The sequence below is a fragment of the Ruegeria sp. BC2 genome, assembly GCF_056539245.1.
Window position 1 is genome coordinate 310,901 of the sequence record NZ_JBQFUQ010000001.1, and the last position, 25,867, is coordinate 336,767.

At 59.5% G+C, this 25,867-nt stretch carries 32 protein-coding genes; 15 read left to right on the forward strand and 17 right to left on the reverse strand.

Going from position 1 to position 25,867, the window contains the following annotated elements:
• Positions 1 to 146: 146 nt before the first annotated feature.
• Positions 147 to 866, reverse strand: a complete 720-nt coding sequence (locus ACR0CU_RS01490; protein ID WP_170444670.1) for a response regulator — start codon at positions 864 to 866, stop codon at positions 147 to 149.
• A gap of 134 nt (positions 867 to 1,000) precedes the next feature.
• Here ACR0CU_RS01490 and mce point away from each other — a divergent pair, with 134 nt between their 5' ends.
• On the forward strand, positions 1,001 to 1,405 hold the full coding sequence (gene mce, locus ACR0CU_RS01495; RefSeq protein ID WP_093964690.1) for a methylmalonyl-CoA epimerase: 405 nt from the start codon (positions 1,001 to 1,003) through the stop codon (positions 1,403 to 1,405).
• Between the two features lie 22 nt (positions 1,406 to 1,427).
• Complete coding sequence (locus ACR0CU_RS01500) at positions 1,428 to 1,703, forward strand: DUF1467 family protein (RefSeq protein ID WP_093964691.1); 276 nt, start codon at positions 1,428 to 1,430, stop codon at positions 1,701 to 1,703.
• On the opposite strand, the gene ACR0CU_RS01505 is transcribed toward ACR0CU_RS01500, so the two are convergent.
• Positions 1,704 to 2,405 carry an EI24 domain-containing protein gene (locus ACR0CU_RS01505; protein ID WP_170444673.1) on the reverse strand — a complete coding sequence of 234 codons (702 nt, stop codon included), beginning with the start codon at positions 2,403 to 2,405 and terminating at the stop codon, positions 1,704 to 1,706. It lies immediately after the preceding gene.
• The gene (locus tag ACR0CU_RS01510; RefSeq protein ID WP_170444676.1) at positions 2,402 to 2,980 is read right to left on the reverse strand and encodes a nitroreductase family protein; all 579 of its coding nucleotides are present in this window, start codon (positions 2,978 to 2,980) and stop codon (positions 2,402 to 2,404) included. The genes ACR0CU_RS01505 and ACR0CU_RS01510 overlap by 4 nt, the downstream gene beginning before the upstream one ends.
• A 123-nt stretch (positions 2,981 to 3,103) precedes the next feature.
• Here ACR0CU_RS01510 and ACR0CU_RS01515 point away from each other — a divergent pair, with 123 nt between their 5' ends.
• Positions 3,104 to 3,379: a DUF167 domain-containing protein gene (locus ACR0CU_RS01515; RefSeq protein WP_170444679.1), complete on the forward strand. Its 276-nt coding sequence runs from the start codon at positions 3,104 to 3,106 to the stop codon at positions 3,377 to 3,379.
• Here ACR0CU_RS01515 and ACR0CU_RS01520 read toward each other — a convergent pair.
• Entirely contained in the window at positions 3,376 to 3,615 is a 240-nt protein-coding gene (locus ACR0CU_RS01520; protein ID WP_093964694.1) for a hypothetical protein, read from the reverse strand. The two genes, ACR0CU_RS01515 and ACR0CU_RS01520, sit on opposite strands and share 4 nt — an antisense overlap.
• 151 nt (positions 3,616 to 3,766) lie before the next feature.
• Here ACR0CU_RS01520 and ACR0CU_RS01525 point away from each other — a divergent pair, with 151 nt between their 5' ends.
• The 5 genes from ACR0CU_RS01525 (at position 3,767) to ACR0CU_RS01545 (ending at position 5,662) form a co-directional block, all read left to right on the forward strand.
• Positions 3,767 to 4,432 (forward strand): M48 family metallopeptidase, encoded by a 666-nt coding sequence (locus ACR0CU_RS01525; RefSeq protein WP_480642966.1) that lies wholly within the window; start codon positions 3,767 to 3,769, stop codon positions 4,430 to 4,432.
• Positions 4,429 to 4,797, forward strand: coding sequence for a YigZ family protein (locus ACR0CU_RS01530; protein WP_480642314.1), 369 nt, complete (start codon positions 4,429 to 4,431; stop codon positions 4,795 to 4,797). Before ACR0CU_RS01525 ends, ACR0CU_RS01530 begins: the two co-directional genes overlap by 4 nt.
• A 69-nt stretch (positions 4,798 to 4,866) precedes the next feature.
• Complete coding sequence (locus tag ACR0CU_RS01535; protein ID WP_170357168.1) at positions 4,867 to 5,118, forward strand: DUF6455 family protein; 252 nt, start codon at positions 4,867 to 4,869, stop codon at positions 5,116 to 5,118.
• A 17-nt stretch (positions 5,119 to 5,135) separates the two neighbouring features.
• Positions 5,136 to 5,408 carry a DUF6455 family protein gene (locus tag ACR0CU_RS01540; protein ID WP_280525634.1) on the forward strand — a complete coding sequence of 91 codons (273 nt, stop codon included), beginning with the start codon at positions 5,136 to 5,138 and terminating at the stop codon, positions 5,406 to 5,408.
• Positions 5,405 to 5,662, forward strand: coding sequence for a DUF6455 family protein (locus ACR0CU_RS01545; protein ID WP_170357169.1), 258 nt, complete (start codon positions 5,405 to 5,407; stop codon positions 5,660 to 5,662). Before ACR0CU_RS01540 ends, ACR0CU_RS01545 begins: the two co-directional genes overlap by 4 nt.
• Positions 5,663 to 5,667: 5 nt before the next feature.
• Here the strand turns inward: ACR0CU_RS01545 and ACR0CU_RS01550 are convergent, their stop codons facing one another.
• On the reverse strand, positions 5,668 to 5,910 hold the full coding sequence (locus ACR0CU_RS01550; RefSeq protein WP_170340652.1) for a CDGSH iron-sulfur domain-containing protein: 243 nt from the start codon (positions 5,908 to 5,910) through the stop codon (positions 5,668 to 5,670).
• Between the two features lie 229 nt (positions 5,911 to 6,139).
• On the opposite strand from ACR0CU_RS01550, the gene ACR0CU_RS01555 reads away from it, so the two are divergent.
• Positions 6,140 to 6,328: a hypothetical protein gene (locus tag ACR0CU_RS01555; RefSeq protein ID WP_244952318.1), complete on the forward strand. Its 189-nt coding sequence runs from the start codon at positions 6,140 to 6,142 to the stop codon at positions 6,326 to 6,328.
• A 58-nt stretch (positions 6,329 to 6,386) separates the two neighbouring features.
• On the opposite strand, the gene rimO is transcribed toward ACR0CU_RS01555, so the two are convergent.
• A complete protein-coding gene (rimO, locus tag ACR0CU_RS01560) occupies positions 6,387 to 7,778 on the reverse strand; it encodes a 30S ribosomal protein S12 methylthiotransferase RimO (RefSeq protein WP_480642316.1) in 1,392 nt (463 codons plus the stop codon).
• Between the two features lie 98 nt (positions 7,779 to 7,876).
• Here rimO and ACR0CU_RS01565 point away from each other — a divergent pair, with 98 nt between their 5' ends.
• Positions 7,877 to 9,859, forward strand: coding sequence for an AsmA family protein (locus tag ACR0CU_RS01565; RefSeq protein WP_170444685.1), 1,983 nt, complete (start codon positions 7,877 to 7,879; stop codon positions 9,857 to 9,859).
• Positions 9,860 to 9,890: 31 nt separating this feature from the next.
• Here the strand turns inward: ACR0CU_RS01565 and ACR0CU_RS01570 are convergent, their stop codons facing one another.
• Genes ACR0CU_RS01570 through ACR0CU_RS01585 form a run of 4 tightly spaced genes read right to left on the reverse strand, consistent with a single transcriptional unit; the run spans position 9,891 to position 14,453 of the window.
• Entirely contained in the window at positions 9,891 to 11,387 is a 1,497-nt protein-coding gene (locus ACR0CU_RS01570; RefSeq protein WP_170444688.1) for a phosphomannomutase/phosphoglucomutase, read from the reverse strand.
• A gap of 15 nt (positions 11,388 to 11,402) precedes the next feature.
• A complete protein-coding gene (gene kdsA / locus ACR0CU_RS01575; RefSeq protein ID WP_170340066.1) occupies positions 11,403 to 12,236 on the reverse strand; it encodes a 3-deoxy-8-phosphooctulonate synthase in 834 nt (277 codons plus the stop codon).
• Positions 12,237 to 12,241: 5 nt separating this feature from the next.
• Positions 12,242 to 13,816, reverse strand: a complete 1,575-nt coding sequence (locus tag ACR0CU_RS01580) for a KpsE/RkpR family capsule polysaccharide export protein (RefSeq protein WP_170390924.1) — start codon at positions 13,814 to 13,816, stop codon at positions 12,242 to 12,244.
• Positions 13,794 to 14,453, reverse strand: a complete 660-nt coding sequence (locus tag ACR0CU_RS01585; protein WP_093964707.1) for an ABC transporter ATP-binding protein — start codon at positions 14,451 to 14,453, stop codon at positions 13,794 to 13,796. Before ACR0CU_RS01585 ends, ACR0CU_RS01580 begins: the two co-directional genes overlap by 23 nt.
• 233 nt (positions 14,454 to 14,686) lie before the next feature.
• Here ACR0CU_RS01585 and ACR0CU_RS01590 point away from each other — a divergent pair, with 233 nt between their 5' ends.
• Together ACR0CU_RS01590 and ACR0CU_RS01595 are read left to right on the forward strand one after the other, a co-directional pair.
• The gene (locus tag ACR0CU_RS01590; RefSeq protein ID WP_170390925.1) at positions 14,687 to 15,274 is read left to right on the forward strand and encodes a uracil-DNA glycosylase family protein; all 588 of its coding nucleotides are present in this window, start codon (positions 14,687 to 14,689) and stop codon (positions 15,272 to 15,274) included.
• The gene (locus tag ACR0CU_RS01595; protein ID WP_170440624.1) at positions 15,267 to 16,055 is read left to right on the forward strand and encodes an SseB family protein; all 789 of its coding nucleotides are present in this window, start codon (positions 15,267 to 15,269) and stop codon (positions 16,053 to 16,055) included. The genes ACR0CU_RS01590 and ACR0CU_RS01595 overlap by 8 nt, the downstream gene beginning before the upstream one ends.
• A 52-nt stretch (positions 16,056 to 16,107) precedes the next feature.
• On the opposite strand, the gene yghU is transcribed toward ACR0CU_RS01595, so the two are convergent.
• On the reverse strand, positions 16,108 to 16,986 hold the full coding sequence (gene yghU / locus ACR0CU_RS01600) for a glutathione-dependent disulfide-bond oxidoreductase (protein WP_170444691.1): 879 nt from the start codon (positions 16,984 to 16,986) through the stop codon (positions 16,108 to 16,110).
• A gap of 241 nt (positions 16,987 to 17,227) precedes the next feature.
• Between yghU and ACR0CU_RS01605 the strand changes: the two genes are divergently transcribed.
• Positions 17,228 to 17,746 (forward strand): YHS domain-containing (seleno)protein, encoded by a 519-nt coding sequence (locus tag ACR0CU_RS01605; protein ID WP_170340669.1) that lies wholly within the window; start codon positions 17,228 to 17,230, stop codon positions 17,744 to 17,746.
• A 56-nt stretch (positions 17,747 to 17,802) separates the two neighbouring features.
• Here the strand turns inward: ACR0CU_RS01605 and ACR0CU_RS01610 are convergent, their stop codons facing one another.
• Together ACR0CU_RS01610 and metF are read right to left on the reverse strand one after the other, a co-directional pair.
• Positions 17,803 to 18,408, reverse strand: coding sequence for a J domain-containing protein (locus ACR0CU_RS01610; RefSeq protein WP_480642319.1), 606 nt, complete (start codon positions 18,406 to 18,408; stop codon positions 17,803 to 17,805).
• Positions 18,409 to 18,637: 229 nt separating this feature from the next.
• Positions 18,638 to 19,504, reverse strand: a complete 867-nt coding sequence (gene metF, locus ACR0CU_RS01615) for a methylenetetrahydrofolate reductase [NAD(P)H] (protein WP_170444694.1) — start codon at positions 19,502 to 19,504, stop codon at positions 18,638 to 18,640.
• A 94-nt stretch (positions 19,505 to 19,598) separates the two neighbouring features.
• Between metF and ACR0CU_RS01620 the strand changes: the two genes are divergently transcribed.
• Positions 19,599 to 20,504 carry a LysR family transcriptional regulator gene (locus ACR0CU_RS01620; protein ID WP_170450877.1) on the forward strand — a complete coding sequence of 302 codons (906 nt, stop codon included), beginning with the start codon at positions 19,599 to 19,601 and terminating at the stop codon, positions 20,502 to 20,504.
• Between the two features lie 108 nt (positions 20,505 to 20,612).
• Positions 20,613 to 21,398, forward strand: a complete 786-nt coding sequence (locus tag ACR0CU_RS01625; protein ID WP_170444700.1) for an inositol monophosphatase family protein — start codon at positions 20,613 to 20,615, stop codon at positions 21,396 to 21,398.
• A 76-nt stretch (positions 21,399 to 21,474) separates the two neighbouring features.
• On the opposite strand, the gene bhcD is transcribed toward ACR0CU_RS01625, so the two are convergent.
• From bhcD to bhcA, 4 genes are read right to left on the reverse strand one after another with little or no spacing between them, the layout of a single operon-like run.
• Positions 21,475 to 22,461: an iminosuccinate reductase BhcD gene (gene bhcD / locus ACR0CU_RS01630; RefSeq protein WP_217356752.1), complete on the reverse strand. Its 987-nt coding sequence runs from the start codon at positions 22,459 to 22,461 to the stop codon at positions 21,475 to 21,477.
• A gap of 14 nt (positions 22,462 to 22,475) precedes the next feature.
• Complete coding sequence (bhcC, locus tag ACR0CU_RS01635) at positions 22,476 to 23,639, reverse strand: 3-hydroxy-D-aspartate aldolase BhcC (RefSeq protein ID WP_170444705.1); 1,164 nt, start codon at positions 23,637 to 23,639, stop codon at positions 22,476 to 22,478.
• On the reverse strand, positions 23,636 to 24,622 hold the full coding sequence (gene bhcB, locus ACR0CU_RS01640; RefSeq protein ID WP_170444708.1) for a beta-hydroxyaspartate dehydratase BhcB: 987 nt from the start codon (positions 24,620 to 24,622) through the stop codon (positions 23,636 to 23,638). Before bhcB ends, bhcC begins: the two co-directional genes overlap by 4 nt.
• Positions 24,623 to 24,632: 10 nt before the next feature.
• The gene (bhcA, locus tag ACR0CU_RS01645; RefSeq protein WP_170444711.1) at positions 24,633 to 25,823 is read right to left on the reverse strand and encodes an L-aspartate--glyoxylate aminotransferase BhcA; all 1,191 of its coding nucleotides are present in this window, start codon (positions 25,821 to 25,823) and stop codon (positions 24,633 to 24,635) included.
• Positions 25,824 to 25,867 lie beyond the last annotated feature (44 nt).

Genomic DNA, 25,867 nt, shown 5'->3' on the forward strand with positions numbered 1-25,867 from the left:
GTGGCTGATACCCCTTGAACTTGAATTCAGTCCACCCAGTTAGGCTGTTTCTCCCGGTTGGCGCGAATGGTCCGTGCGGATCTGCGGGTGTGCCAATACCACCAAGCGCAGAGCATGGCCGTTGTCGCGAAATAGGCCAAGGTCATTCAGATCGCCTTTCGTCTTTCAAGACGGCTTTGGACAAGACCGGCAACGCGCGCAGCCAAGGCTGTTACCGGAGCGCCCGTGGCGCGCGAGGATGCGAGGTCATGGGCCGCCTGCTCCAAAACCGTATCCTCGGCATCTCGGGCAACACCGCGCAGGAATTGGGCGGCATAGTCCAGAGTGCGTGAATCCGCAGGCCCGGTCAGAACATCTGCGATATGCGCCATGTCATCCTGATAAGCCAGCGGATCGGGGCAGATCTGTTCGTCTTTGACGGATTGGAGTGTACCCGGACGGCGGTCTTCGGGGAGGTTCTCCAGGATGGCCCTTTGGAAGCTGATCAGCGAATTCAACGGTTTCGCCAGAAAGCCATCGGCTCCGGCTTGCAAGGCAAGCGTTTCGGCGCAGTCGTCGCCGGACATACCAAGGATGACGCTGATACGTGGGGAAACCGCGTTCAGTTCCGCGATCAGGTCTGCGCCAGAGCCGTCCGGCAATCCCATGTCAACCACGATCACCGACGGGCGATAGATCTGAAGGTGCCTGCGTGCAGACCTCAAACAATCGGCCCGGCGAATGCGGGCGCCGCTGTGCAGGCACATCAGTCGCATCGCATCACAGGCATAACGACTGTCCTCGACAACCAGAATGGTCTGACCCAGCAAAGGCCGGGTGGCGCTGGGGGCGACGGCGGATGGGGCGAACGGCACCGAATCGTTCATGGCAGAACTCCTTTCAGCAGATGCCTCACGCTAGGAACTCCTGGCTAACACAGGGTTAACGCGCGATTTGGCGCACTTGCCCTTTGACAGGGCAGCCCCCATAAACGCTGCAACGCAGAACAGAGGAGACCGCCATGATTGGCCGCCTGAACCATGTCGCCATCGCCGTGCCCGACCTCGAGGCCGCATCCGCCCAATACCGCAACGCGCTGGGCGCCAAGGTTGGTGAACCTCAGGATGAACCGGATCATGGCGTGACGGTGGTCTTCATCGAACTGCCCAATACCAAGATCGAGCTGCTGTACCCGCTGGGCGACGACAGCCCGATCAACGGCTTCCTGGAAAAGAACCCGGCGGGTGGCATCCACCATGTCTGTTATGAGGTCGAAGACATCATCGCCGCACGGGATCACCTGAAGGCGACCGGTGCCCGCGTTCTGGGAACCGGAGAACCCAAAATCGGCGCGCACGGCAAGCCTGTGCTGTTTCTGCACCCCAAGGATTTCAACGGGTGCCTCGTGGAGCTGGAGCAAGTCTGAGCCGGGCTGAGGAGGCGTCGAAATGACAATCACTGCTGCGTTGGTTTTGTTCGCCGTGATCTGGTTCATGACTTTGTTGGTCGTGCTGCCGGTCCGCATCAAGACGCAAGGCGATCTGGGCGACATCGTGCCGGGGACCCATGCGGGCGCTCCGGAAGTCCATCACATGAAAAAAAAGATCTGGATCACCACCGGTATTTCTATCGTTTTGTGGGCGGTGATCGCAGGGATCATTGTTTCTGGCGTGATTTCAGTTCGTGATTTCGACTGGTTGAACCAGATGGAACCGCGCGAGTAATCAGTGCTCGGCCTGTCGCGACAGCCCATGAAAGATATGCGTGAACGTTGCGGCTCCGATGATCGGAATGAAAAGGTTCACCAGCGGGACCGACAGGGGGATGGCCATCAAGGTTCCGGCGACCCAGATCGTCCCGGCATGGCGTGCCCGCAACGCCCGCGCACCTTCGCGCCCAATCCGGCGCATGGCCGCCAGCGTGAAATACTCTCGACCGAGCAAAAACCCGTTCATTCCCCAAAAGATGAACGGAGCGAGGGGTGTGAACAGCGCGTAAAGGACCAGCGCCAATACGTTGGCAACAATCAACACGCCCAAGAATCCCAGCGAGTCCAACACCGCATCCCAGATCGGGACGGACGGAACAGGGGGTAGGTTCGGGTAATGCCGGTCTTCAACGGCCTGTGCGACCTCATCCAGAAACATCGATGTGATGGCTGAGGCCACCGGCACCATCAGAAAGACCGGCAGGATCAGAACCAGAAAGATCCCTGAATAGTTCAGAACGTCGTTCAGCCACGGGACGTCGCCGACAAATGGTAGCGAGATCTCCTGACCAGCAAGGGCGTTGATGCCCCAAATCGCCAACGCACAGGCAACAACAAGCAGCACAATCGTCAGGCCGACACCGCGCAGTAGCACCGATCGGAATCGAGCATCGCCGAGCTGCCCCAAGGCCGCGAAGAACGCGTTGAGGATAATCATTCCGTCACCCACTCGGTGATCGCGGCCACGTCCGGGCGGGGCCTTTCGGGCGGCGTGGCCCCTTCGGTCGCGATGTGAATCAGTCCGGCAATGCGTTCATTGTCGGCCAGGCCCAAACCGCGTTCGCAGAATTCGCGGTCGTGCGACTGCCAACCTGAAAGCCAGTTGGCACCCCAACCCGCAGCAAGGGCTGCGTTGAGCAGTGCAAGGCAGACCGCTCCGGCCGAGTAGGTTTGTTCGATTTCCGGGATTTTCGGCGATGGTTTTTGCACTTCGATGACGGCAACAGCGAGATGCCCCATTTCGAACTGACTACGGGCCTTGGCAATGTCTTCGGGGCTTTTCCCCAGCGCAACGCCTCGTTCCTCGGTCAGATCGGCCAATCGCGGCATTGCGGCTTTTTCGATGACGATGAAACGCCAAGGTTCCAACTTGCCATGATCGGGGCTGCGAGCGGCTGCGATCAGCAACGGGATCAATTCGTCGCGGGTCGGCGCCGGGGCCATCAACGTCTTGGCGGGCCGCGACCTGCGCGACTGCAGGAACTCGAACGCAGCCGGGTTTTTCAGCGTCATATGTTAAATTCCTTTACATGGTTCTGTCGTATCTCGGGCAGACACGCGCCGGTTTCAAGGGCAAGATGCAAAACTGTTGGATATTGTGCCACCCGGCACCGTCCAAATGCGGAAGAGAATGTGATGGCAAAGCCGAAACTGCGAAACCTGCCGGACCTTGGGCATCTGGCGCGACCCGGGCAATCGATTCCCGTGCGGGTGACTCCCAAAGCTGCGCAGGACCGGATTTCTTTCGACGGGGCGACAGTGCACATCGCTGTCACCGCCGTGCCCGAGGATGGAAAGGCGAACCAGGCCGTGGTCAAGCTGCTGGCCCGGGCCATGGGTACCTCACCATCAGCTTTGACGCTGAAAAAAGGCCATACAGGGCGCGACAAGGTCTTTGTCTACGATCCCTAGGCTGGTGTCTCCCTGATTTGATACACCCCTTCGGGCAGATCCAGAGCGGCGGCAAGATCGCGCACCTGTTCGGGCGAAAGGGTGATTTTCTGCATCTGGTCCGTTCGGGGGTCCAACTGCTCGATCGTTACGCACTCGGCGAAACTGTTGATCACCACGTCTTCTTGCAAAGGCTCCGGGCCTTCGTCCACCAGGGTAATGACTGTCGAGTCGAATTCATGCTCAATCGAAAACATGTTCCCAGACTGCCCAGCCTGCGATCGCAATGCAACCCGCTGATTGGGTTTCGGGCAGTGGTCAGGGGGGCCACATCGCGCTAAGCTTTCCTGCCGGCACGAACAGAAAGGATCCGGAATGCACCGCCTCAGGTTTTTGCTGGTCTTGGTTGTGTCCGCATGCACTGCGGGCGGGTTCATTGCGGTTGATGATTGGTCACCGTCCTCGCCCGAACTGCGCGACTCGGCACTGACGTTTCAGCAGGTCAGCAGGTCGGTCGGGGCGGCGGCGCAAAGAGTCTGTCAGCGCGAGACACGGGGGCAGAACTGCGATTTCGGCATTCTGATCGACACGGATCCGTTTGCCGAGCCAAATGCGTTCCAGACGTTGGACAAGGATGGGCGCCCGTTCATCATTTTCACGCAGGAAATGGTCAAGTCGACGCAGAACGCTGACGAGATGGCGTTCGTGATGGGGCACGAGGCGGCGCATCACATCCTGGGCCACATCGCCCGGCAGGTAAAAAACGCCAAGGAAGGGGCCCGCATTTTCGGAGAACTGGCTGAGGCGCAAGGCGAGGACGCGGCAGGAATTGAACGTGCTCAGAAGCTGGGTGCTGAAGTCGGAGTTCAGAGCTACACGAAAGAATTCGAGCTGGAAGCGGACCGGATGGGAACTTTGATCACCTATTCGGCTGGGTACAATCCGCTGGTCGGCATGGCCTATTTCGGCCGGATTCCAGATCCGGGTGACCGCTTTCTGGCGTCTCATCCGCCCAATGCCAAGCGCATCGAAGTTGTTCTGGAAACAGCCGCCCAGCTCGGCCTGACCCAATGACCCAGATCCAGCGGATGGGAGTCGTTCTGACGGACCGAGGCTCGAAATACGCGGTGAGCGGTGCTCCCGTCAGGTCGCGGGATGAGGTCGATGCGGTATTGCGCGACCTTAAATCGGACAAGGCATATGCCAAGGCGACCCATAACACGTGGGCCGCGATTTTGCCGACCGGCGCTCTCAAGGCAGATGATGGCGAAACCGGTGCGGGGATGGTCATATTGCGCATGTTGGAACGCGCCGGTGTGCAGAATCACGTGGTCATTGTGACCCGATGGTATGGCGGCAAAAAGCTGGGCGGAGATCGTTTCAGGCGGGTCCAGGACGCCACACGGGCCTACCTTGACCACCTGGGGGTTGTCTCTTGACCTGAATCAAGGGCACCGTGGGGTTATGGCGCTAGGGTTCTTTTCAGCGAGACAGCGAAAGGAACTCGGATGTCCAGACGCGAAGAATTGCGCCGCCACGCCGCTTTGGTGGATCGAATGGCCCTGAAACTGGGCGTTGACCTGCAGGAGGCCGCAATCGGCGGTTCGGTTTCCATCGACGAAATCACCGACGCGGTGCTGCGCTGTACAGGCTGTACAAACCCCTATCACTGCGACCGCGCGTTGGCGCTTCAAAACAGCGACGGACGGCCACCGGAGTATTGCCGAAACCAGGATTTGCTGGCCAGGCTTGCACCCTAGCGCGGACGGGCAGAACCATGAACGTCCTTGGCCAGACCATGAAGCATGTACGCCTTGTTTTGCGGATGGGGCAGGCGACCGGCGTTGACCTTGTAGATGCCCATCTCACGGGTCGGCTCAGTCCCGACGAATGGGCGCGCATGGTGGGACGGTGCCGGGGCTGCGAGTGGGCTTGCGACTGTAGCGACTGGCAGACGCACCGAGGTGACAGGGTTGAGGCCCCGGAGACATGTCCGAACAGGAACCGATTCGCCAAACTTAAGACGCTGCAGAATCAGGAAAAACAATGAAACTTGTGCGACTCGGAGACATAGAAAAACACTTCTGGCTGACGCGGTCGGTTGCGCGCTGCATGGAAATCTCGCTGTCCGAAGCCATCGCCGAAGGGCGGCTGACCGCGCAGGGATACAGCGAAATGGTGACCCGTTGTCGAGCCGCTGACTGCAGCGAAAGATGTGCCGTCTGGCTTGCGTGCCAACAGAGCCGGGCGACCGCCGCCCCGGAATTTTGCGCGAATGCCAAGGCTTTGAATGCGCTGACCTGATTGGCCTAAAGCTTGGAATGGCTTCCGTCGCACAGCGGCGGATTAGCGGTTTGCTTGCATCCGCAGAAGAAGACCTTCTTGCTTGATTCTGCTACATATTTTACCGGCTCGATCCCGGTTTCCTTGTGCGAACCGTCGCAGAATGGCTGACGTTTGGAGCGTCCGCAAGCGCACCAGAAGTAGCTTTTGCCTTCAGTCACCTCGATGGGGTAGGGCGATTTCTGGGCGATTTGAGATCCTTTTGGCATTCTGGCGCTCCGGCTGTTGAAAGGGACATCCGAGAGCTTAGCCCAACGCAGAGAAATGTGTAGTTCGCGCGTCCCGGTCCGGCGGTGGCACGTCGCGGTGCAAGCGTGGATTCGCCTCTGATCACACGGATGTGACCGTATCTGTTGCCAGAAAGCCGAACTGCCCGTATCCTTAGCCTGGCCCCGAAAAGTTGGGCAATATCAGAAAAGTATTAAAGGATTGATGGACATGAAACTGAAATTCGCTGCCGCCGGCGCCTTTGTTTTGATCCTGACTGCTTGCTCGCAGCAGGAAGAGCCCACCCCGGTTTACGTTCAGCCAAGCTATGACAAATATGGCTCGCCCAGCTGTTCGGCAGGCTATGAACTGGCCACCACCGAGGCCGGCCAGACCGTGTGTAACCCGGTCACTCAATAAGCTTTTTGCAGATGGTCCCGATTTGGGGGCCGTCTGCCTTCGTCCGCCGGATGGCGGTTCAGCGCACCAGCTTCCCCCACAGATCGTATTCACCAGCCTCGTCGACCTGAACAAGGACGATGTCACCGGGTTTCAGGTTTTCGTGACCGTCGTCGATGAACAGGTTGCCGTCGATCTCGGGCGCGTCTGACTTGGTGCGGCAGGTGGCGGCTTCGGCATCCACCTCATCCACGATCACTTGGATTCTCTGACCAACTTTCGACGCCAGTTTGGCTTCGGAAATCGCCTGGGCCTTTTGCATGAAACGCTCCCAGCGCTCTTGCTTGATCTCATCCGGGACGTGATCCGGCAAGTCGTTCGAGCGGGCCCCTTCAACGTTTTCGTATTGGAAGCACCCGACGCGGTCCAACTGCGCCTCGTCCATCCAAACCAGCAGGGTCTGGAACTCGGCCTCGGTCTCCCCGGGGTAGCCGACAATGAAGGTCGATCGCAGCGTGATGTCGGGGCAGATCGCGCGCCAGGCGGCGATCTCGTCCAGTGTCTTGGCGCCGGCAGCGGGGCGCGCCATTCGTTTCAGAACGTCCGGATGCGCGTGTTGGAACGGGATGTCCAGGTAGGGCAAAAGGTTGCTGCCTGCATCCGCCATCAGCGGGATCAACTCGCGCACATGTGGATAGGGGTAGACGTAGTGCAGTCGTATCCACGCATCCAGTTGACCCAGTTCGCGGGCCAGATCGGTAATGTGGCTGCGCACCTCCCGGTCTTTCCAGGGGTTCACATCGTATTTTCGATCCAAGCCAAAGGCCGAGGTGTCCTGGCTAATCACCAGCAATTCGCGCACACCGCTGTCGACCAGTTTTTCAGCCTCGCGCAGAACGGCGTGGGCCGGTCGGCTGGCCAGTTTTCCGCGCATATCCGGGATGATGCAGAACTTGCACTTGTGATTACAGCCCTCGGATATCTTGAGATAGCTGTAGTGGCGCGGGGTCAGCTTCACGCCCGAAGCCGGCAACAGATCCACATACGGATTGGGATCAGGCGGAACGGCGGCGTGAACGGCATCCAGCACCTGTTCATACTGGTGCGGCCCGGTCACGGCCAGGATACGGGGGTGATGTTCGCGGATGTAGTCCGGCTCGGCACCCAGGCACCCGGTCACGATGACCTTGCCATTCTCCACCAGCGCCTCGCCGATTGCTTCGAGGCTTTCGGCCTTGGCGCTGTCGAGAAACCCGCAGGTGTTCACGATCACGGCATCCGCACCTGAATAGTCGGGCGAGATCCCGTATCCTTCGGCGCGTAGGCGCGTCAGGATGCGCTCGCTGTCGACCAGTGCCTTGGGACATCCCAAGGACACCATTCCGATGGTGGGTTGGCCGCTGCGCGGTGCGTCGGTGATCCGGGCTGCGGGTGCCAGATCGGGGCGTAGGTTTGGCGGGTTGGTGCTCATTGCGCGGCATATAGTGGGGAAATCTTCCCCTTGCAAATCCTTCGCACGCGAGGAACATCGAAGCTGAGGCAAAAAGCCGGCAAGGCAGAGAGCAAATCATGAAGTGGCTGATACGCATTCTATTCATTCTGGTTGCGGTCGCGGGGCTGGTGATCGGGGCGTTTCTTTTGATGCCCGGCGACAAGCTGGGCAAAATCCTCGCCGAACAGGTCAAGGCGCAGACCGGACGTGAACTGACGTTGTCCGGTGATGTCCGCCTGTCCTTTTGGCCGGTTCTGGGAATGGAAACCGGGCCGGTTACGTTTGGGAACGCGCCTTGGGCCAGCTCAGAACCGATGCTGAGCGCGCAAAGCCTGGCAGTTGGCGTGGACGCATCAGCGCTGTTGGCGGGGGATGTGCGTATCCGGCGCGTCGTGGCCGAAGATCCCGTCTTGCGGCTGGAGCTGTCACAAGGGCGGGGCAACTGGGAAATGTCGGCGTCGCAAACCGGGGCGTCAAACACGGGCTCTGGCAATGCAGATGCGCCCGCACCCAACTCTGCGGCACCGACCGAGACCGGAACCGTGACCCTTGACCAACTGGAGCTCAGCAACGCGCGTCTGGTTTATGTGGAAAACGGTGTCCCTCAGATGGATTTTTCCGGGGTCGATCTGAAGGCCAGTTGGCCCGATGTCACTGCGCCGATGAAGATGAGTGCATCAATGCCGGTGCCCGGTGGCGCGGTTGAGGTTGATCTGGAAATTCCTGATTTACCTGCCTTCTCCAGTGGTGCGGTGACGCCATTGGTTCTTGGCCTGACAGCGCCGGGCGGAGAGATCAGCTTTGACGGGCGCGTCAACTTGGCCGGTGAAATGGACGGAAAAACTCATGTCCGGACCACAAACACCGACGCGATGCTGGCCGCTTTTGGTCAGGGTGGGGTGTCAGTCCCCATGGGACTTGGACGGGTCGCGGATGTGTCCGGCCATATGACCTACACCAAGGATGGGCGCATTTCCTTGCGGGATATGCGGGCCGTTCTGGATCAGAACAGTTTTGACGGTGCCGCCGATATCGTTATCGCAAGCCCACCGAAGATTACTGCGCGGCTGAGTACTGGTGACCTTGACCTGACGCAGGCAACAGCCGGCAGCGCGCCCAGCAGCGGCGGCGGCACGGGCGGAGGAGGCAAACAGGCGCCCGAAGGCTGGTCCCAGGCGCCGATCGACGCGTCACCCCTTTCGTTGGCAAATGGAACGATCCGGTTGAAAGCCAATTCGATCGCTATTCCGGATATGACCTTTGGCCCCAGCGATCTAAGCCTCAGCCTGGATCGGTCGCGCGCGGTTCTGAAAATGGAACCGGCCACGCTGTTTTCCGGAAAGCTGACCGGAGAAGTCGTTGCCAACAACAGAAACGGACTGTCGGTCGGGGGCAACCTGACCGCCACCGGTATCGACCTCAAGCAGGCTTTGACCACATTGGGCGGTGTCGAACGTCTGTCCGGTACTGCGTCCGGAACATTACAATTCCTGGGCGTGGGGCAAACCGAAGCGCAGATCATGCGCTCGCTCAGCGGCAAGGGCAGCCTGGACGTCGGCAAGGGGGTGATCTCCGGGTTTGATCTGGATCGTCTGATGGGGCGCGGCGAAGGCAGTGGAGGAACCACCGTCTTCAACAGCCTGACTGCCACCTACACGATTCAGGACGGCAACCTGACGAACAACGATCTTCTGATGCAGCTTGACAATTTCCGTGCCGATGGCTCGGGCCGTGTAGGGCTGGGTGCGCGCGATATCGACTATGTGTTTACACCGGTCGCGCTGCGGGCAAACGGGGGCAATGGCATTGCCGTGCCTGTGCGGATCAAGGGGCCGTGGAGTGATCCGTCGATCAAGCCCGACCTGAGCAAGGTGATTGAAGCTGCGACGGAAGAGAAGCTCAAGGAACTGGAGCAGGACGCGAAGGACAAGGCGCTGAAGAAGGCCGGAGAGGAGTTGAATACAACCATCTCCGACAGCGAACAGGTCGAAGATGCACTGAAGCAAAAGCTTGAAGATGAGGCCAAAAAGGGCTTGCTGAAACTGCTCGGACGGGATTGAGAAAGGGGCGCCTCAGCGCCCCTTTTTTTGCTCAGATCGTCTGGTCGTAGTCGCCCACACCCGGTTCGGTGCGGATCACGGCATCGATATCGGCGAAAATTGCCCGCATCTCATCTTCGCTCTCGCTGCTTTCGCAGACCACCACTAGGTTGGGGGTGTTCGAAGATGCCCGGACCAGGCCCCAACTGCCATTGTCGAGGATGACGCGGGCACCATTGACCGTCACGACTTCCTTGATCGGCCGACCGGCCAATGTTTCACCCGCCTCTGCCTTGGCAACGAGCTTGTCCACCAAGCGGGCGAGAATGTCATATTTTTCGGTATCGGCAGCATAGGGCGACATGGTCGGGGTCGACCATGTCTTGGGCAGGGCGCGACGCAGATCGGACATGCTCTGTCCCGGATTGCGGTCCATCAGTTTGCAGATTTCCACCGCGACCCGCATTCCGCAGTCGTATCCACGCCCGATTGGCTCGGCCAGAAAGTAATGGCCCGACTTTTCGAACCCGGCCAACGCGCCGATTTCCTTCACGCGCCGTTTCATGTGGCTGTGGCCGGTTTTCCAGTAATCCGCCTTGACGCCATGGGCCTGCAGTTCGGGATCGCTTGCAAACAGGCCGGTCGATTTAACGTCGGCCACGAAGGTCGCGCCGGGATGCAGCTTGGCCAAATCGCGGGCCATGATGACACCGACCTTGTCGGCAAAGATCTCCTCGCCCTCGTCATCGACCACACCGCAGCGATCGCCGTCTCCGTCAAACCCAAGCGCCAGGTCCGCCCCGCTGGCTTTGACGGCGTCAGCCATGTCGTGCAACATCTCCATCGCTTCGGGGTTCGGGTTGTAGTTGGGGAAGGTGTAATCCAACCGGTTGTGGCTGGGTACGACCTCAACCCCGATCCGCTCAAAGATCTCGGGGGCAAAGGCAGATGCGGTGCCGTTCCCCGTCGCGCAGACCACCTTGAGGGGGCGTGACATTTTGAAATCACCGACCAGATCGTTGATATAGGCCTCTTTCACTCCGTCCACGAATTCATAGGACCCGCCGGGGCGCGCCACGCCTTCGCCGTTCAGCACGATGTCGCGCAGCTCGGCCATTTCGTCAGGGCCGTGGGTCAGAGGGCGGTCAAAACCCATCTTGACCCCGGTCCAACCGTTGGGGTTGTGGCTGGCCGTCACCATGGCGACCGCAGGAACATCCAGATGGAATTGGGCGAAATACGCCATCGGGCTCAGCGCCGGGCCAATATCCTTGACCTGGATACCGGCCTGCATGAGGCCCAGAATCAACGCATTCTTGATCGCCAGAGAATAGTCGCGGTAGTCGTTGCCGACCGCGATTACCGGCTCGATCCCACGCTTGTGCATCTGAGTTCCCAAACCAAGACCAAGAGCCGTCATCCCCGGCAGGTTGATCTCGTCAGGGTATTTCCAGCGGGCATCATATTCACGAAACCCGGTGGGTTTGATCATCGCATCGCGCAGAAAGCTCCAGGTGTTCGGGGTCACCTCGGGGATTGGTTTGGTCATGGAAAATCTCGATCGTTAAATCTGAACTGGGTTGGCCTTGGCCAGGGCATCGAAACGCATCAATGTGTCAATCAGTTGGCCCATCTGGTCCAACGGGATCATATTCGGCCCGTCAGACGGCGCCGTGTCCGGATCCTGATGCGTTTCAATGAACACGGCACCAACGCCCAAGGCCACGGCCGCGCGGGCCATTACCGGTGCAAATTCCCGCTGTCCGCCGGACGAGCCGCCTCGGCCACCGGGCTGCTGAACGGAATGGGTTGCATCCATGACAACCGGATACCCGGTTTGCGCCATTTGCGGCAGCGATCGCATGTCGGCGACAAGCGTATTGTAGCCAAACGAGGTTCCGCGCTCGGTCAGCAGGATGTTGTGGTTGCCCGTGCTTTCGATCTTTTCGACGATGTTCGGCATTTCCCAGGGGGCCAGGAACTGACCCTTCTTGACGTTGACGGCCTTGCCTGTTTCTCCGGCTGCCAGCAGCATGTCTGTCTGGCGGCACAGGAAGGCCGGGATTTGCAGAATATCCACCGCCTCGGCCGCGATGGCACATTGCGCTTCGGTGTGGACATCCGTCAGGACCGGAATACCCATCGTTTTGCGAATGTCATCCAACACCTTCAGTCCAGCCTCGATCCCCATGCCGCGTTTCCCGGACAGGGACGTACGGTTGGCTTTGTCATATGAGGCCTTGAACACATACTGTGCCCCCGCGGCTTCACAGGCTTCTTTCATCCTTCCCGCGATCATCTGTGCGTGATCCGCCGTTTCAAGCTGGCAAGGGCCCGCGATGATGGTCAGCGGAAGGTCGTTGCCAACGGTGACGTTGGCTATTTTTACATGTTTCATGAGCTCTACGAGGATACCTGTTCACGAAGGACTGACGTAGTCAGCGAAATCATCAGGTAGATACCAGCAAACAACAGGAAAGCCAAAATCGTATTTTCGAACTTTCGCGGATAGGTGGGCTCCTGACTGGCGACCGGGTTCACGGAAACGGTGAGGTATCGAACCTTGCGGTTGGCCTCGGTCCGGGCGGTTTCCATTTGCTGCATGGCCGATTGCAGCATCATGTCCCGTGCGGCCAGATCGGCCTGTGCCATCTGGATCCGAACGCTCAACCGCGCCAGCGAGTTTTCGCCGGCGGAGGCGTCCAGCATCTCGGCATTGAGCTCTTCGAGCACGGCCTCAAGCCGGTTGATGTCGGCTTGGACGCCGTCGACCTTGGCTTTGTTCGGCCGAAGGTTGTCCAGCAACGCTGCCAGTTCCAATTCCTTGTCTTGAAGCTGTATCTCGATCTCGTTGATGCGGGCGCGCAGCCCGGCAATCACGTTTTCGGGGTCCAGAACGGCACCCTGCAGTTGCAGTTCGATCAGCGCTTCCTGGGCTTTGCGCCGTTCTTCCTGAGCGTCCTCGAAGGACTGCAGAGCGTCCCGCATCTGATCTTCGCGCTTCAGCTCGGTGAGGCCGTTGATCTTTTCTTCGGCGTAGGAGATCAGCAGATTTGACAGGTCGACGGCAGTGTCCGGGTCGGGTGCTGCTACCTCCATCCGGATGATGCCGTCGCTGGGGTCATAGCCGATTGTGACCATGCGCTTGTACAGTTTGAACGCCTCTTCCAGCGTGGCGTCCTGAGGCAGTCTTTGAATCGGATCTATCCAGTCCTGCTTGAAAATCTCGGCAAAACCAGTGTCCCGTTCCAGACGGTTGAGCGCATCCTTGGATTCAAGGAACTCCTGGGTCGCGACCGAGTCCTGCGTGGTGGCGTATTGCGTCCCGGCCAAAAGCCCGCCGATCTCACCAGCGCCACCATCTGCCTGTAGAATGGAAAACGCGGACTCGCTGGCGTACATCGGAGTGGCTATGCGATAGAAGTAATAGCCGACAATAATCGTGGGCAGCAGAACAAAGGCGAATAGACGGGCAAACAGACCAAACAGCTTTCGTCTGCGCCGACGGGCGATATCCTTCTGAATCTGGCCGATTTCGAATTCGCGCCGCTGTGCCGGGCTCCATTCGGGGCCGGGAAGGGTCTGTTGCTTTTCTTTCACCGTTTGCGGCAGCTGGATCGTGACCTTGTCTTTTGGCTGGTCTTCCGCATCCGCGGTATCGGAAGAACCCGCCGCAAAATCCAGAAGGTTGGAGCGCGGAAACGGATCGATCCCCTTTTTTCGTAGCAGACGCACGGCATCGTAGTCCGACGTCGCAGCCAGACCGTGTTTCTGCGCCAGGCGTCGGGCTATGCGCAGCTGACGACCGGTCAGCCCTTCTTTCTTGATGGCATCCAGTTCAGTTCCGGCCGGGGCTTGCTCGGCCGGTTGAGTTGCTTTTCTGATGCGCGAAATCGCCTCGGCACGCGCCTCAACCGTGCCTTCGGCCTGCGAGGCATGGTTCGGGTCGTATTTTTTAACCTTGGGTTTGGTAGTCATATAGCTGCGTCGCCTCTTCCAAGGAGTCAAACATATGAAGCTGCCCATCCACAAGCACGGCGGCCTGGCGGGCGAATTTTTCGAGGGTTTTGGGATTGTGTGACACAATCACCAAAGTCGTGGTTCGCAAGCGTTCCTGCAGGATTGAACCCGCTTTTTTGTTGAATTCGACATCGGTGGTGGCAGGCATGCCTTCGTCGATCAGGTACATGTCGAAATCCAGGGCCAGCATCAACGAAAAGGTGAAACGGGCGCGCATGCCGGCTGAGTATGTCGCCAAGGGTTGGTTGAAATACTCGCCCAAGTCGCACATCCAGCTGCAGTAAGCCTCGACATAGTCGGGGTCCATTCCATAAATCTTGGCGATGTAACGGGCATTCTCGAGCGCGGACATCTTCTTGGAAACGCCGCCGGCAAAGCCCATGGGGAAAGACACCCGGCACTCTCGGCGGATCACGCCTTCGTCGGGCTTTTCGAGGCCGGCCATCATGTTGATAAGCGTGGTTTTTCCGGTGCCGTTCGGGGCCAGAACGCCAAGTGATTTTCCCAGCTCGACCCGGAACGAGACCCTGTCCAGGATCACCTTGCGGCGAGTCCCGGTCCAAAAGGACTTGCTGACATTCTCGAACTCAAGCATTCACTGCCTGCTCATGTTTTTGCTTTGGGTGCGGCCACCGGTGGCTGGCTGACGGCCGGGTGTTCTACCGCTCCATGTTGGCCACATTATGTCGAAATATGAAACAAATGTTCAATGCGCGTTCGATACGCCTGACCACAGTTGTGACGCATAGAGCCGACAACTGGATCGGTTTGCGGGAACGACTATGATCCATCCTAGGATTGCAACAAGCGCCAAAGGGCTGGAGATCAGTGAAGCCACTTGCGGAAGAAATCAGATCGTGCCGGCTGTGCGCCGACCGCTTCGCTGCGACTGCGACCGCGCATCAGCCGCGCCCGGTGGTGTGGTTCCGCCCCGGTGCGCGCATCCTGATTGCAGGGCAGGCACCCGGGGCACGGGTCCATGAGAGCGGCCGACCGTTCACCGACCCCTCAGGCGACCGGCTGCGGGATTGGCTGGGGTTGGAGGAAGAACAATTCTACGATCAGGCGCGGGTTTCGATCGTTCCGATGGCGTTTTGTTTTCCGGGGTACGATGCGCGAAAGGCGGACTTGCCGCCGCCGGCGATCTGCAAGAAGACCTGGCATCACAGGGTGATGAGTGAACTTGGCGATGTTCCGTTGACCATCCTTGTCGGTGGCCACGCGCATAAATTCCATCTGGGCGCACAAGCTTCGGTGACCGATACGGTGCGCAATTGGCAACAGCATGCGCCGCGGGTATTTGCCTTGCCTCATCCGTCATGGCGCAATACGGCATGGCTGAAGAAAAATCCCTGGTTCGAAACGGACCTGTTGCCGGTGCTGCGTGCCCGGGTCAAAGAGGTGATGGATGACTGACACGACCGCGCTGGACATTGCGCATGCCCAGATGGAGGCCGACCCTCAGAACGATGCCGCGCGGCTGAGGTTTTTCGAACGGCTCGCGGACAACGAACTGTTTCTGTTGCTGACCGAAGAGGCGCGAGACGAAAACATCTCGCCCGAGCTGTTTGACGTGGCTGATGGTCGGTTTGTGCTGGCCTTTGACCGCGAAGACCGACTGGCGCAGTTTGCGGGCCGTCCTGCCCCTTATGCCGCTCTGTCCGGACGTGTTCTGGCGGGGATGCTTGCAGGGCAGGGCATCGGCTTGGGGCTGAACCTCGAGGTGGCGCCGTCGTCGATGCTCATCCCTGCCGAAGCGTTGGCCTGGCTTGCTGAAACCCTCAGCCATGCTCCGCAAGAAGTGCAATCCCGTCTGACGGAGTTCCTTCCGCCCGCGGGGTTGCCCGACATTTTGCTGACGGCGCTGGACACCAAACTGGCCACAGCTTCAGGTCTGGCCTCCGCCGCATATCTCGCCGGAACCCGCGCCGAGGGCGGCGGGCAGGGTCATCTTCTTGGTTTCGTGGACGCGGTGCCCGGTGCCCAGACGGCCTTGGCCAAGGCGGTGTCCGAAGCTCTGACATTCTCGGGGATTGAGGCTGGTGCCTTGGATGTCGGTTTTTTCGCGGCCAGCGATCCTGCCGCCGCAGCATTGGCGAAAGTGGGCCTGCGATTTGATATCCCCGAGCCTGTGCGCGCCTCCGGGTCCCGACCAGCGCCCGGAAGCGACCCGGACAGTCCCCCAATCTTGAAGTGAAGTCGAGGTTTCGGCGCAGGGATGGTTTGCTCCCCGCGCCAAATGAACAGAGTTATTCGGCAGCTGTTTCCAGCTTGTCCTGCGTACGGGTTTCGAAGTCGCTTGCGTCATGCCGTTCGCGCAGTTGGGTGTGCAACTCTCCGAATGCGCGGTTGACCATGCGGCCCCGCTTCACGGCTGGCCGCGCGTCAATCTCTTGCGCCCATCGCATGACGTTCTTGTAGGACGTCACATCAAGGAACTCGGCCGCGTCGTACAAACGACACAGAACCAGTTGCCCATACCATGGCCAGATTGCCATATCAGCGATCGAGTAGTCCGCGCCGGCGATATAGGTTTTGTCCGCAAGCTCGCGGTCCAGAACATCCAGCTGGCGTTTGGTTTCCATTGCAAAGCGGTTGATCGGGTATTCCCATTTCTCTGGCGCATAAGCGTAGAAATGCCCGAACCCACCACCCAGATAAGGCGCGCTGCCCATCTGCCAGAAAAGCCAGTTCATCACTTCGGTGCGCTCGGGACCGGCTTCGGGCAGGAATGCACCGAATTTTTCGGCCAGATGGACAAGGATGGAGCCGCTTTCAAACACCCGTATCGGTGTTTCACCCGATCGGTCCATTAGAGCGGGGATTTTCGAGTTCGGGTTGATCGCGACAAAATCCGAGCCGAACTGATCGCCGTCACCGATATTGATCAGCCATGCATCATATTCCGCGCCCGCGTGACCCAGGGCCAAAAGCTCTTCCAGCATGACCGTCACTTTCACCCCGTTGGGCGTTGCAAGCGAATACAACTGCAAGGGATGTTTGCCGACGGGCAATTCCTTGTCATGGGTCGCCCCTGCGATGGGGCGATTGATACTCGCGAAACGCCCTCCGCTTTCACTATCCCATGTCCAGACTTTTGGTGGGGTGTATGTGGTGGTGTCGCTCATCTTCTGCCTTTCGTCCCAGAGCCGAGCCGCGCCCGGCCCGACAAGAGTTAGTGTTGCAGAACAAGAACGCCAACCCCCGACGTGGCGGCTGTTCTGTAACAATTGCGGCAAGACTGCTCACGTTTGCTCGTCAATGGTCACAGCGGCGTTAACGGGTCTTCGCCGACGGAGGGAATTGCTTATTGTCTCAGCAGACAGCCACTCTGGCCCTGCAACCCGTCAAGACACGAGGACATGAAACATGAACAGATTTGCTCTGACCTTTGCTGCTGCAATGGCGTTGGCCGTGCCCGCCTTTGCCGGCCCGCAATATGTCGATGGGACCGGCTTCGCCGTGTCCGGATATGATGTGGTGGCCTACCGTGGGCTTGCTCAATCACCGATCGGACAGTCGCAGCCCGAAGGCGTGCGCGGACGGTCGGACATCACTGCGGAATACAACGGGGCGACCTGGGCTTTCGCGAGCGAAGAAAACCGCGCGAAGTTCCTTGAAAACCCCGCGTTCTATGCGCCGCAATATGATGGCCATTGCGCCTATGGCGTGTCCAAGGGTGGCAAGGTTCCCGGCAACCCCAACCTGTGGCGGATCGTTGATGACAAGCTGTACCTGAACATCACCGATGTCGTGGTCGGATTCTGGGAAGAAGACGTCCCGGGCAACATCAACCTTGCTGAGGGAAACTGGCCTGGGCTCGAAGGCAATGACGCCTCGACCAACGTGATCCCGAAATTCACGTCCGAAGGCCCGATCGCGAACTGACGTGACGCGCGTTGCAGGCCCGGCAGACCCGCCGGGCCTTTTTCAATGCTGGGTTTTCAACAAGCCTGCCAGAACTGTTCCCGAGTGGCCTGATCCGCCTCGAACCGGATCCTGACGCTGCGCGCCCCGGGAAACTTGCGTTCTCGAATGGTGTCGGGAACAACGACCTCGCCCGCTCCGCCATTCTTGGCCTGGAAGGACAGTATTTCGGTTTCGACGGTCCGAAAGCCGGCCAGAACGGATGTCGGCAGGGCAACGCGGTTTTCACCTTCGCAAACCGGCGTCGCAACAAAATAGGTCAGGTCGCGGCCATAGCATCCGATCGCCTCTGGTACATGGTCCGAATTGCGCGCCGATAGCGGGCAATCTTCCGCGCTGGTCTCGCCAAAGGATAGGGCGCGACTTGGATCGAGCAGTTTCAGGCAGGCGGAAATATCCTTCTCGTCCAGCTCTATGATACGCTTTCTGAGTTTCGGGCGTCGCGGTTGGGCCGGCCCGGCGCCTTTGCCTGCCAACCCGTTTTTGCGCAGATAGTCATAGGCCGACTTCGCCCGCGCAAACTGATTGCAGTCGCCGCCTGTATGGTCGGGATGTGCATGAAAGGCGATGTCACGCCACGCATTCCGGATGTCCGATGCGGTGGCGGTCTGATCAAGGCCCAAGACGTGCAGTGCTTCTACGCGAGCCTGAATTTTCTCGACTGGCTCCATACCAAAATCACTCGATAAAACAACTGGCTCCTATTTTCCGGAGCCTTGAGTTTCTGTCAAATTATCCAGTGAATTGGTAGGCTTGGCGGGGACAGTGCGCCGTTGCAGGGGGAATTGTTCGCACCTTGCAACGGGCCGCAGGTGGCAATCCCCCTTTGGCCTGTGCAAATGCAAGGAACAGTCAGGCGACGTTTTGTAGATCGGCTTTGGGCGTGATCCCAAGGGCAAAACACACATCGCGGGTCAGTTCGGGGCGGTTCAGCGTATAAAAATGCAGCTTGTCCACGCCTTCGTCGATCAGGTCCGAACACAGCTCGGTGCATAGCGCGGTGGCCAACAGGTCGTGCCGGTTGTCACGGATTGCTTTGTCAAAAGCCTGATCGACCCAGTCCGGCACCTGCGCGCCACAGCGTTTGGCAAATTTCTTGGCACCGGCCCAGTTCTCGATCGGCAGGATGCCCGGCACGATCGGCTTGTCGATCCCGGCCTTGGCGCAGGCATCGCGAAAGCGCAAAAAGGTTTCGGCTTCGAAGAAGAATTGCGTCAAAGCCTCGTCTGCGCCGGCGTCCAGCTTGGCTTTCAACCAGTCAATGTCAGCCTTTGCATGCGGCGCTTCGGGGTGAATGTCGGGATAGGCACCGACGCGGATGGTGAAACTGCCCGTTTCCGCCAGTGCTGCGATCAATTCGACCGAGTGGGCGAACCCGTCGGGATGCGGGACGAACCGTTCCTGCCCCTTGGGTGGGTCGCCGCGCAACGCAACGATGTCAGTGACGCCGGCCGCGGCAAAGCTGTCGGCTATGGCCAAGGTCTCGCTGCGTGAAGCGTCGACACATGTAAGATGGGCCGCGACTTTCAATCCCGAGGATTTGTGCAACGTCGCCACCGCATCGCGGGTCAATTCACGGGTGGTGCCCCCCGCTCCATATGTGACCGAGACAAAACGGGGTGCCAGTGGCGCCAGTGTCTGGACCGTATCCCACAGGCGAAACGACGCTTCGAGCGTCTGAGGCGGAAAGAATTCGAAGGAAATCTCGGGCTGGGTCATGGCAGTCTCGCAGGTTGTGTTGCGGCTCTTGTGCCATGGAGTTCTTTGTGAGACAAACTCATATTATTCAAGAACAACATGAACGACGCGAAAGATGCATATCGAATTTCGACACCTGCGCACGATCAAAGCCATCCATGAATGTGGTGGGTTGGCCCGTGCGGCGGATCAACTGAACATCACGCAGTCGGCGCTCAGTCATCAGATCAAAGGGCTGGAGGATCAGGCCGGCGTCGAGCTGTTCCTGCGCCGGTCGAAACCGATGAAATTGTCGGCCGCTGGGCTGCGCCTTCTGCGTCTGGCCGAGCAGATTCTGCCGCAGGTCGAAGCGATGCAGGAGGAGTTTTCCTCGCTGCGCGACGGGCGCACGGGGCGGATGCACATCGCGATCGAATGCCACGCCTGTTTTGAATGGCTGTTCCCGGTGCTCGAGGCCTTCCGCAAGTCTTGGCCGGATGTGGATGTCGATATCCGGCCGGGTCTGGCCTTTGACGCGCTGCCCGCGCTGCAGAAGGAAGAGGTCGATCTGGTCGTCTCCTCGGACCCCGAAGACCTGCTGGGCGTCGAGTTCATCGAACTGTTCGACTACAACCCCGTTTTCGTTGCGGCCTCGACCCATCCGTTGGCAGAAAAACCGTATATTGAGGCCGAGGATTTTCGCGGTCAAACGCTGATCACCTATCCGGTCGAACGCACGAGGCTTGATATCTTCAGCCAGCTTCTCATCCCGGCCCGCGTTGAGCCTGCTGCGATCCGGCAAGTTGAGTTGACCGCCGTGATCCTGCTGCTTGTGGCGTCAAACCGTGGAATATCCGTTCTGCCCGACTGGGTGGTGCGCGAGGTCAAGTACAACTCGGACTATGTGACCCGCCCGCTGACCAAGGATGGCATCACGCGTCGGCTTTATGCCGCAGTTCGCACCGAGGACATGGAAAAACCTTTTGTGCAGGAATTGGTCAAGCTGGCCAGCCTAGAGGCGCGCAAGCTGCAGCAGCAATAAGGTTTTGGCCACGCGGGAAACGGCATGCTGCTATGCGCATCATTCCTCTTGGCAAGGGGGCGTTGCGCCAGTATACGCGCGGTTTGACCGGACAGGAGCCTCGGAACTATGGTTGGCAGTGCAAATCTCAACATCATGATCAAGGCAGCGCGCAAAGCGGGCCGATCGCTGGTAAAAGACTTTCGCGAAGTCGAGAACCTGCAGGTGTCGATGAAGGGCGCGGGCGATTTCGTCTCGAAGGCCGACATTGCAGCCGAGAGCATTCTGAAAGAAGAACTGCTGGGCGCGCGACCCACCTACGGTTGGCTGGCTGAAGAAGGTGGTGTGATCGAGGGCGAAGACCCGACCCGGCGTTGGATCGTTGATCCTTTGGACGGGACGACCAATTTCCTGCACGGCCTGCCACATTGGGCGGTTTCGATAGCACTTGAACACAAGGGCAAGATCGTCGCGGGCGTCATCTACGATCCCGCGAAGGACGAAATGTTCTTTGCCGAAAAGGGCGAGGGTGCCTGGATGAACGACATGCGTATCCGCGTGTCGAGCCGCAGCCGGATGATCGAATCGATCTTCTCGACCGGTTTGCCGTTTGGTGGCCGCTCGGACCTGCCTGCCACGTTGCAGGACCTGGCCCGTCTGATGCCTGCCTGCGCGGGTGTGCGCCGCTGGGGTGCAGCTGCGCTGGATATGGCCTATGTTGCCGCTGGCCGCTACGAAGGCTTCTGGGAGCGTCGCCTGAACGCCTGGGATCTGGCCGCTGGCATCATCATCGTGAAAGAGGCGGGTGGGTTCGTTCAACCGTTGAACCCCGAAGGCAGCATTCTGTCCGACGGGGAAGTCATCTGCGCCAACGAACCGATTTTCGACCAGTTCGCCAAGGTGATCCGCGGCTGATCCGTCAATACGGCGGCCGGAAACGACCATAACCAATTTCTAAGATCGCGCGGCCGAATGGGCCGCGCGTTTTGTTTCAAAGGCGTACAGTACTCGCCAAACCGACCTCGGAAGCCAGCCGCGCGGCCACGGATGCCACGGCCAGGTCCTGCAACCCGACCCCGGTCCCATCGAACAGGGTGATCTGATCAACCTTTGTCCGGCCGAGATGATCGCCATTGATCACCGCTCCAATCGGCGTGATGGCGTCAGGATCCAGCGCGCCCGAAGCCACGGCATGTTGCGCCTCACCGATGGTGACGGACTGGGCAACCTCGTCGGTGAAGACCTGAGCCGAAGCAACCAGTTCGGGGTCGACTTCCATCTTGCCCTTCGTGTCGGTGCCCATGCAGGCCAGATGCGTTCCGGGATTGATCCAGTCCCGCATCAACAACGGTTCGAACGCCGATGTGATCGTGATGATAACGTCGGCCTGTGCCCCCAGTTCCCGCTGCGAGACGGATTCGAAATCCAGCCCGATGTCCTGCGCGACAGCGGCCAGTTTCGGAAGCATTTCGGGATGGGGATTCCATGCCACCACCTTTTCAAAGTCGCGCTGCTCGGCGGCGGCGCGCAACTGAAAGGCCGATTGATGGCCCGCGCCGACCATGCCAAGCACCTTGGCGTCCTTACGGGCCAGGTGCGCGATCGACACTGCAGAGGACGCAGCCGTGCGGATAGCCGTAAGATAGTTTCCACCGACCAGCGCGGAAGGCTGTCCGGTATCGGGATCGAACAGGATAACGGTGGATTGGTGGTTGGTCAGCCCGCGATCGGCGTTACCCGGCCAATAGCCGCCAGATTTGACGCCCAGAACCAGCGCTTCGGCGTCAAAGCCGGATTTGAACCCATATACGGCGCCGGCATGACCCAGCCCTTCGCGGATGACGGGGAAGTTGCGCGCTCCGTCGCGTGCCATCGCTGAGAACACGTCTTGAATTGCGTCAAACGCCAGCTTGCGGTTGACCAGCTGCTTGCAGAGGTCTTCGCCAACGATCTGTATCAGATTGGTTTCAGCGTTCATCTCGTCCCTCATGATCAAAACGCCTTGCCGCGAGCAGAGACCGGCCACAGGGTCTCGACCCTTCCGTTGCGCACGCCAACATACCAGTCGTGCACGTTGCAGGTCGGATCGCAGTGCCCGGGGACCAGACGCAACTTGTCGTTCACCCGCAACACGCCGTTGGGGTCGCCGATCACACCGTGTTCGTCCGAACATTTCAGGTATTCGACATCATCGCGGCCAAAAATCACCGGCAAACCGCTGTCGATCGACTGTGCCTTGAGCCCTGCGTCACAGATCGCCTTGTCCGGTTTGGCATGGCTCATGACGCTGGTGAGTATGAACAAGGCGTTTTCCCATTCGCCCCGATCGATCCTTTGGCCATTCCGGTCCAGAATCCGCCCATAGTCGGCATCCATGAATGCGTAGGACCCGCACTGCAATTCGTTGTAAACGCCCGAATTGCTTTCGAAATAATATGATCCCGTCCCGCCGCCCGAGACCAGTTCGCACTCAATCCCGTCCGCCTTCAACCCGTCGACAGCGTCCCGCACCATGGCGATTGCTGCATCCAGTTTTTCCTTTCGCGCGTCATAGCTGTCGAGATGTTGCATCGCGCCCTGATAGGCTTGGAGGCCGGTGAACTTCAGGTTCGGTGCCGCCTCGACAGCGCGGGCAATGTCGACGACATCAGCCGTGCTAGTCACCCCACAGCGCCCCGCGCCGCAATCGATCTCGACCAGGATCTCCAGCTGCGTTCCATGGGTCTGCGCCGCAGAGGACAGCTCGGGCACATTCTCGATGTCGTCAACGCAGACCAGCGTTCGCGCGCCCAGCTTCGGCAGCCGAGCCAAGCGGTCAATTTTGGCCGGATCGCGCACCTGGTTTGACACAAGGATGTCCTTGATCCCGCCACGCGCAAAAACCTCGGCCTCCGAGACCTTTTGACAGCACACGCCAACTGCGCCGCCCAGTTTTTCCTGCAGGCGCGCGACGTCCACAGACTTGTGCATCTTGCCATGCACCCGATGGCGCATACCATGCGCTTTGGCGTAGTCGCCCATCTTGCGGATGTTCCGCTCCAGCGCGTCGAGGTCCAGTATCAGGCAAGGAGTCTGGATTTCGCTTTCATCCATGCCGATTGCTGCGGGGATGTCGAAGCCGACGTCCAATTGATCGATGTTCACGGGTCTGTTCATCCTTCTCCTCCTTGCCCGGCCAGCCAGGGCAGCTTGTCCAAATCCACATTGCCGCCGGTCAGGATCACGCCGACGCGTTTGCCTCGAAAAACCTCGGGGTTGTTGAGAATGGTTGCCAACGGAACGGCCGAAGATGGCTCAATCACCAGTCGCAGGTGTTTCCAGGCCAGTTTCATGGCCGCCACGATTTCGTCTTCGGAGGCCGTGAAGATGTCGGCAACGTTCCGCGACACGAAGTGCCAGGTGTTTTCCTTGAGCGGAACCAGAAGGCCATCGGCCACCGTCTTGGGTGCGTCGTCGGCGATGATCCGACCGGCTTTGAAAGATCGGTATGCGTCATCAGCCTGCTGAGGTTCCGCGGCATAGATCGCGGTGTCAGGGGCCAGATTTGATACTGTCAGGCACGTGCCCGACACCATACCGCCGCCGCCGATCGGAGCGATAACGGCATCAAGCCCACCTGTTTGTTCCAGCATCTCGGCCGAGCATGTGGCCTGTCCTGCAATGACACGCGGATCGTTGTAGGGGTGCACGAATTCGCCACCCGTTTTGGCCTGCACCTCGGCAAAGGTCGCTTCGCGCGATGATGTCGAAGGCTCACATTCGTTGATCGTGCCGCCAAACCTGCGGACCGCGTCTTTTTTGGCCTGAGGTGCGGTGCGTGGCATGACGACGTTGCAGGGAATACCGCGCCGACCGGCCGCATATGACAGGGACAGTGCATGATTCCCGCTGGAGTGGGTGCAGACGCCGTTGCCGGCGATCTCGTCGGGCAATCCAAATACCGCATTGCAGGCGCCGCGGACCTTGAAGGCTCCGGCCTCCTGCAGGTTCTCGCACTTGAAAAAGAGCCGCGCGCCAGTTTGTGCGTTCAGATACTCCGACGACAGGACGGGTGTACGCCGGATATGTGGTTTGATCCGTTCATGCGCAGCGCGCATGTCGTCGATCGTCAGCTCTGCAGCCGAAAGCGTGTCCAACATACCGATCTCCTCAAGCCGCAGCACGCGAGCGGTTGGTGCCGTTTGCACGGAAGTATTCCTGCGCTGCCGCCACGCCGCTGCCCAGTTGTATCGGGTAGTTCAGATCGGCCATCGCCATCTCGATCGTGGCGAGGCCGGACAGAACCATGACGTCCGTCAGGCTGCCAAGGTGCCCGATGCGAAACGCCTTGCCGTTCAATTGGCCCAGGCCGATCCCGAAGGACACTCCATAGGTGTCATAGGTATGGTTAGTCAGGACATTGCTGTCGAACCCATCGGGTACATAGACTGCGCTGACAGTGTCCGAGTAGAGGTCCGGCGATTGAGCGACCAGGTTCAATCCCCACGCGTCGACGGCCCGACGCACGCCTTCAGCCAGACGGAAGTGACGGGCATAGACGTTGTCCAGGCCTTCATCGAACAGAATCGACAGGCTTTCCTGCAGCCCGCAGATCAGTTGCAGCGGCGGCGTGTAAGGAAACCCGCCCGAGGCATTGGCGTCCAACATGTCCCGAAAGTCGAAATAGGTGCGGGGCAGCCGCGCACCATCCATCGCTGCCAGCGCTTTGGGGCTGACGCACAGGATTGCCATTCCAGCGGCCAGCATGAACCCCTTTTGCGACCCCGAAACCGCAATATCGACGCCCCAGCCATCGAATTCGAACGGCATCGAGGCCAGCGAACTGACGCAATCGACCATCAGCAGGGCAGGGTGCGCCGAGGCATCCATCGCCGATCGGACCGACAGGATATCGGATCGCACGCCGGTGGCCGTTTCATTATGCGTCACCAGAACCGCCCGGATGTCGTGGTTCCGGTCGTCGGCGAGGATCGACTGAAACCGATCGGCAGGTGCTCCGCTGCCCCAAGGGCAATCGATGACTTGCACATCCAGCCCATGCCGTTGGCAAAGGTCGATCCAGCGATGGCTGAATACGCCATGGCGGGCCACAAGAACCTTGTCGCCCGGGCTCAGTGTGTTGCTGATCGCAGCTTCCCACCCACCTGTGCCGCTGGATGGAAAGGTCACAATCTGACCCGTGGTCGACCGGAAGACCTGCTTGAGGCCCTCGAGTACCGGAGCAAAGGCCTGAACGAAATCCGGCGCGCGGTGGTCAATGGTCTGGACCTGCATCGCGCGCAGGAGGCGATCCGGGATATTCGTCGGGCCGGGAATGAAGACCGGGTTCAGTTTTGACATCATCATGTCCTCCGCTTTGCCCCAAGTCTGTCTCCGCGTCGGCG